Here is a 5,708-nt window from a genome sequence, read left to right on the forward strand (position 1 = left end):
GGGGTGACGTGCAAAAGCTTTGCAGCTTCTGCGATGTTGTATGAAGTTACGGATGTCATGAGGTGTCTCTGCTTGCATTAGCTGCATTTCCTCACTCGCCTCGTTGCCCCTTCCTCCCTGAAAAAGTAAAGTTCTCTTGACAGATGCTTTTTCCTGGGTTAGAATCGTCCTGCTAGTAGAGAGCGCTGCAGTCCGATCCTTTTGGGGGTTGAGATTCAGTTTTGGACCGCCTTCATGTCCGGCAAGACATGGGGCGGTTTTGCTTTTAATGCTGTTCAACGAATCCAGACGAAGACCACTAGGTAAAGGCATCATTGCCTTTTGTTTGGTAGCATGAATTCGCTTGATTTGAACTCAAGGATATCCCTGCTTGGCTGAGATGCCAGTGGTCTGTAGAATTAACCATGTATAGATCAGGACTTTCTGACTTTGGTCCACTTCGTCAGCTTCTCCCAAAGGTTCGATTTCGGCTCTGGAGCTGGTAGAGCCTTGATTACTCGGTCCTGCAGTTGACTGAGCTGGGCTGTTAAATCGTGGTTTTGGTCCGCAAGGTTCCGGACTTCATGTGCCAGCGGCCTGAGCTGTTGGACTTCGTGCCGTAGCTCCTCGATCATGGCCATTTGTGCCTCTGCCAGAGCCTTCAGGGTTGCCAGGTCCCCGGTGTCGAGCTTCGTGCCTTCAGCGGCTGGTATCGGCTCTGAGACGGCCTTTTTAGGGGTGGCTTTTGATGCGCGCTCAAGATCCTCGGCGGTTACCCGGTATTCCTTCCCCTTGGGTCCCTCGATCAGCTCGGCGGCCAGGCGGCCTGACTTGATCCAACGGCGTAGAGTCTTCTCTGAGACTCCAGCGGCCTTGATTGCTTCAGCCAGCGATAGAGTCTCATTCATGCGGCCTCCCTTCTCTGCAGGACCACACGGACCGTAGAGGCGTGCCAGGTCCCACCCTTGGCGGTTGGCACGTTCCGGACGTTCAATTCGTTGGCGATGGCCAGCATCCCCTTTCCTTCGGCTCTGAGGCTTAGAATCAGGTCCTCGGTATCGCTTTCAATCATTGGCCTGGCTCCGAGAATAACACCCTGGGCTTTCTTCTCGGCCAGTCCCTCGCGGGTTCTGAGTCCGATCAACTCTCGCTCAAGCTGGGCAAAGGTGGCCATCATGCTGAGTTGTGCTCTGCCATGAGGGGTGGTTGTGTCTAGCCGGGCATCCAAGAGGCTGAGATTCCAGCCGTAGTGCTGGGCCATGTCCCCTACCTGGCAAACGTCTTTTACCGATCGGCTGAGGCGGTCGAGCTTGGCGGCCATCAGTACATCAGCCTCCCCTTTGTTCAGCAGGTCCAGAGCCTTCTGCAGTCCAGGGCGGTTGAGAGTCTTTCCAGAGATTCCACCGTCCTCGATCAGCTCGGCCAGGTGCCAGCCGTTCCTTTCACACTCGGCGATGATGGCGGCTTTCTGACTGGCCAGGCCTGCACCAGAATCAACCTGCTGGTCAGTCGAGACCCGGACGTAGCCGATAACGTGCTTGGTCTCTCTCTGGCTGGTCTTCGTCTTTCGTGCCCTGGGCATAACAAGACTATACACGAAACGTTCGTCTCATGTATACGGTCCCTGGTCACTTTCTTATTTTGTCTAGTCAGAGTGCTTTTTAGCGTGTACAGTTTTCGTTGCGCACCTGTCCAATTTTGAACCTGTAGCCTGGTCAATTTTGTCTGGTCATCATTCATGTCCACCCTGGTCAATATGGCTGGTCATACTGTCCAGAGCCTTCTGCAGTCCAGGGCGGCTTTTACAACGTCCAAAGGTAGGAGCATGAGAGGAAACACCGTGAGAAACACCGCGACCCAGTCAGGGCGAAACGGGGGACGGCTGAAGGTTGGGAACCCAGGCAACAAAGGCGGCGGCAGGATCAAGGATGAGCTGCGGTTAGAGCTGGTCGAGTGCTTTGAGGTTGGGATTCAGAAACTCAAACTGCGACTATTTCGAGATTCCATGTCCACGGGTGAGCTGGTGCGGCTGGTGGATCTTCTCGGTAAATATGCCCTGCCCTACGTGGTCGAAGAGAATGAACCCCCGCAGATTGATCTCTCTATGCTTTCGCTGTCGGCTCTGAAGGAACTGGAGGCGGCATCTAAGGGACGTACTGCTTTGTGGGTCGAGTCAGCCTCTCTGGAGGAACTCCGAGAATGGGCACGAAAGGACGCCAAGGGTGAGCCTACGTTTATCGTGCTTGACTACACAAAAGAGAGCCAATAGCTTCTAAAACTTTCCCCCTGATTTCTGGGGGTAGACCTCTATACATGGTTGGAACTGAAAAAAAGTGAAGGCATCAGCAAGGTGCTTTTGATCTTGATTCAGAAACAATCAGTATGGAGAAAAACCATGTTAATAAAAACGAGCCTAAACGCTCTAGAAGATCTATCGTTTCTGCCTTCTTTGTGAAGGTTCTACCTTGGCTGTGCGCTATATATGAAGGGATTGGCTTCTTAAGCGATGTCCTTGGAATAGTCGAGTTTATAGGGAGGTTCATTCACTAAAACTTTCTTAGCATCAGCGAGGGGGACGGCAGACCTTACAGGGGTCGTACCCCCTTCTTTTGGCTTCAGCCAGCTCCAGGGGTCGCTTGCTTCGTGAGAGATAGCGGCACCTGTCTTTGTGGTACTTGTCGCCTGTCCTGGTGACATAAACCGTCTGTGTCTGTGGCTTGTTGGTGAGAGCCTGGGGAACGACTGCGATAGTCGAGCCTATTAAGGCGATCAGTAGGGCAGAGCGTGATAGATGCCTCACGGTCGCACCTTACCTGGCTCAAATCGCCTTTTAAGGGGAAAGTTTTCGTAGATGGACTCTCAGTGTGGTCCCCGTGAGGGTCACTTATTGACGGGTGGCAGGTTTAAGACTAGAATCAAGAGGTGAATCCAGCCGGAATAAAGCTGTGTCCGAAGTGCCAGAGCCAGCACCAACTGAACGCTCAGGCTTGTCCTTGTGGGCACGTCTTTAGAACTCAATTCGTGCCGCCAAATCAGACTGTGGCGATGCCAGTTCAACCCATGCCCGGATATCAGCCGGACCCGTACGCGAATCCCGGGGGAATCTACGCCATGCCTCAAAAGCGTTCGTCTGCTTGGGCTTGGGGCCTTTCAGGGTTAACCGTTATTGTAGGGGTTGCTCTTTTTCTGCTTTGGCCAAACATCACTATGACATTTGATCGTAATGCCCTTTCTGGTGACTGGGAGATGACTGCTGGTAATCAAACATCAGGAATCATTTTAAAGTCTTCAGGTGAGGGGACCTTCTTGAGTAACTCTACTGTTATCCGAGATTTTAAATGGGAGTTGCCTCGCCCTGGCTTCATCTATATCAAAAGTGAACGATCAGTAGTGTTTGAATATGAGTTTCTACCTGGCGGCGGCTTGAGAATTGGCGAAGGGACTGACGCAACGGTTTACTATCGAAAGGGAACCCGTTAAGTTCTAGACACTTTTAAGGGGAAACTTTTAGTTTTTGACCGACGCGCGCGATTTTATGCATGAGGGATGGCGAGGCACGAGAGATGGCACGCATTGCCCCTCAGAGCCAGTTCTAGGCGTCTTTGACCAGATTCTGGACTCCTTACAGGTGCCATCACACTTGCAACGGTCTAGAAACACCGTGGCCGGCAGTCCGATTTTGAACCTGTAGGTGGTCCGATTTTGTTCGGTTCCGCTCGGCCTGGCTGGTGCCATGCTGATACTTGGCCTGGTCTTTCAGCTTCTGCCGTTTGGCTTCATTGTTCCTGGCATCAATTCTCCTTTGCTTCTCCAGCTTCCAGCCTTCTCTCTGCAGAGCGTGGATCAGCTTTCGGTGTTCACCGCGGCCAAGACTTCCACGCATTTGAGCGGCTCTAAGGTGGGCGGCTTCGTCCTCGATCCTGACGTAGCCTTTACCTTTCTTGGCGATGAGCCCAAGAGCTTCAAGCTGGGCCAGGCCTTTGTAAACACTTTGGCGAGTGCGTTTTGCCAAGGGTGCTAGTTCGGCTGCCGTGAGAGGTTCTGAAGGATCAAGAATCAGCCAGTACCTTTTTAACCCGTTCCGGCCAGAGAGTGAATCATGCGAGCATTTGTCGCAATAGGTGACCACTCTTTCTGTACACCCCCCTCCCCCTTCCAGGGGTTGAGTGGTCACTTTTTGAGACACTTTCAGCCTGTAGATTGAGGCTGTTTTTTGACTGCCATTTACTACTTTCTGAATGTGTCCAAGTTCACAGAGCTTTGTAATGCAGTTGCGGGCGGCTGTGTCTGAGCATCCAATAGCTTCGGCCAGGCTTCTTTTACTCAGGTGGAAGGAGTGGCCGTGGTTGAGCTTTGAGAGTCTTTCAATTTCGAGAATGGCAGCGTAGAGGTTTTTTCCCGATTTCTGTACGTCAGGGCACGAAAGGACGTGCTTGGTCCAGGTTTCCCCAAAAGATCTTTTTTTAAAAACCCCCCCCGCGTCAGCGGGTCCAGGTTTCAATCTCGGGAGGGTAGCTCGATCACTGCTGACGTAGTTCCAAACATCTTTTAGGTAGTTGTCCTGCTGTTTTGGGCTTCTGTCTTTGATCTTCTCGCCTGGTCCTTGTGGGTGCCTGAGAATCAATGTTTTAAAGTCCAGGTAGCTCAAGCCTTGCCTGAGAGCCAGCCCAGCGATCAGGCATAGGCGGTCACTTCTGAATCCGATAGGGACTGATTCTCCAGCGAGCTGGTCCAGGTCTAGTTTCTGCTTTGTTGGTTTTTGTGGCCTGGTTCCGTCTCTGAGTAGCTCTAGTATCTGCTGAATGGTTAACCCTTCCGCGCTGGTTGAGCGAGTCTGTCCAGAGCGATGAAGGGCACCAGGCGGCCTGATTCCTTGGGTTCTGACTGCTGAGGGTCCACCTATCTCTTTAATCAGATTTTCACAGTGAAGGCGTTGGGCTTTTGTTTCAACTCTAACCCAGAGATGCGCTTTCCCTGGTCCCCCGCCTGAGTGCATCACTGCTGAGGGGAACCTTAGCTTTCTTTTTAGGGCAAAGGCTTTGTCCAGGCCATCTTCTGTGTCGAAGTCGGCGGCAACAAAATCAAGGTTTGGCAGGATGAAGCCAGCGTCTTTTTGTGGGTCCCAAGTGTTGAGCCAGCGTTGGCCTGTTTTCTTGTTATCAGGGTTCAGGTCATAGAACTGTTTGTCACGGGAGATGACTACGGCTAGCTCTTTTGTGGCGATGGCTTCTGATTCCTCAAGCTGTGGCGGCCTGGTCAGGATCTCGGCGATGCTCACAGGTCCAGTCCCTCCTCGGTGCCGATCTGCAGGGCAGAAAGGGGGATGGCATAGGCGGCCAGCTCGGCTCTGATTTCCTCGCGGGTGGCTTTGGTGCCGACGTTGGCGATGGCTTGGAGGATTGCCAGGGTGGATCTGATTCCCCCTTGATCGTCGTTTTCTTGGCAGGTGGCGAGCTGGTAAGCGGCTTCTGAGATAGCCTCCTGCGCTTGTTTATTAAGTTGTGGGTGCCTCACTTCTCCGGGCCTCCTACGGCCTGAGTGGGCTGGGTTTTGGTGAGTCTCTCAATCTCAGAGCTGGGGACGAGGTATCTGCCATTTGGCAGCTTTTCGGTCCAGATCCAGCCTCGTTCTTTCCAGTTGAGAAGTGTTTGAGGGGTGACGTGCAAAAGCTTTGCAGCTTCTGCGATGTTGTATGAAGTTACGGATGTCATGAGGTGTCTCTGCTTGCA

The 5,708-nt window shown here is 52.6% G+C and carries 9 protein-coding genes; 2 read left to right on the forward strand and 7 right to left on the reverse strand.

Features of this window, described 5'->3' with window-relative positions; translation table 11 throughout:
• The 3 genes from QUA20_RS31255 to QUA20_RS31265 all read right to left on the reverse strand — a co-directional run.
• The coding region (locus QUA20_RS31255) for a hypothetical protein (protein WP_333194208.1) at positions 1-315 on the reverse strand (315 nt) is incomplete at its 3' end.
• A 98-nt stretch (positions 316-413) separates the two neighbouring features.
• Positions 414-887, reverse strand: a complete 474-nt coding sequence (locus tag QUA20_RS31260; RefSeq protein ID WP_332962586.1) for a helix-turn-helix domain-containing protein — start codon at positions 885-887, stop codon at positions 414-416.
• Positions 884-1,561, reverse strand: coding sequence for a recombinase family protein (locus QUA20_RS31265; protein WP_332962585.1), 678 nt, complete (start codon positions 1,559-1,561; stop codon positions 884-886). Before QUA20_RS31265 ends, QUA20_RS31260 begins: the two co-directional genes overlap by 4 nt.
• Before the next feature lie 258 nt (positions 1,562-1,819).
• On the opposite strand from QUA20_RS31265, the gene QUA20_RS31270 reads away from it, so the two are divergent.
• A complete protein-coding gene (locus tag QUA20_RS31270; protein ID WP_333101137.1) occupies positions 1,820-2,248 on the forward strand; it encodes a hypothetical protein in 429 nt (142 codons plus the stop codon).
• A 230-nt stretch (positions 2,249-2,478) separates the two neighbouring features.
• Here the strand turns inward: QUA20_RS31270 and QUA20_RS31275 are convergent, their stop codons facing one another.
• Positions 2,479-2,676, reverse strand: coding sequence for a hypothetical protein (locus tag QUA20_RS31275; protein ID WP_333043021.1), 198 nt, complete (start codon positions 2,674-2,676; stop codon positions 2,479-2,481).
• A 414-nt stretch (positions 2,677-3,090) separates the two neighbouring features.
• On the opposite strand from QUA20_RS31275, the gene QUA20_RS31280 reads away from it, so the two are divergent.
• Positions 3,091-3,459 carry a hypothetical protein gene (locus QUA20_RS31280; RefSeq protein WP_332962583.1) on the forward strand — a complete coding sequence of 123 codons (369 nt, stop codon included), beginning with the start codon at positions 3,091-3,093 and terminating at the stop codon, positions 3,457-3,459.
• Positions 3,460-3,613: 154 nt separating this feature from the next.
• Here the strand turns inward: QUA20_RS31280 and QUA20_RS31285 are convergent, their stop codons facing one another.
• From QUA20_RS31285 to QUA20_RS31295, 3 genes are all read right to left on the reverse strand, one after another.
• Entirely contained in the window at positions 3,614-5,257 is a 1,644-nt protein-coding gene (locus tag QUA20_RS31285; protein ID WP_333043023.1) for an HTH domain-containing protein, read from the reverse strand.
• Positions 5,254-5,493 carry a hypothetical protein gene (locus QUA20_RS31290; RefSeq protein ID WP_332962588.1) on the reverse strand — a complete coding sequence of 80 codons (240 nt, stop codon included), beginning with the start codon at positions 5,491-5,493 and terminating at the stop codon, positions 5,254-5,256. The genes QUA20_RS31285 and QUA20_RS31290 overlap by 4 nt, the downstream gene beginning before the upstream one ends.
• Positions 5,490-5,708, reverse strand: a 219-nt coding sequence (locus QUA20_RS31295; RefSeq protein ID WP_333194209.1) for a MerR family transcriptional regulator, incomplete at its 5' end; no start/stop codon positions are given. The genes QUA20_RS31290 and QUA20_RS31295, both read right to left, overlap by 4 nt.

This window comes from Microcoleus sp. Pol7_A1, assembly GCF_036701085.1.
Lineage (GTDB): Bacteria > Cyanobacteriota > Cyanobacteriia > Cyanobacteriales > Microcoleaceae > Microcoleus > Microcoleus asticus.

Bases quoted from the DNA above. Each gene is read 5' to 3' on its own strand.
- QUA20_RS31280 (WP_332962583.1), top strand. From the start codon at position 3,091: ATGCCTCAAAAGCGTTCGTCTGCTTGGGCTTGGGGCCTTTCAGGGTTA.
- QUA20_RS31265 (WP_332962585.1), bottom strand. From the start codon at position 1,561: ATGCCCAGGGCACGAAAGACGAAGACCAGCCAGAGAGAGACCAAGCAC.
- QUA20_RS31275 (WP_333043021.1), bottom strand. From the start codon at position 2,676: ATGTCACCAGGACAGGCGACAAGTACCACAAAGACAGGTGCCGCTATC.
- QUA20_RS31260 (WP_332962586.1), bottom strand. From the start codon at position 887: ATGAATGAGACTCTATCGCTGGCTGAAGCAATCAAGGCCGCTGGAGTC.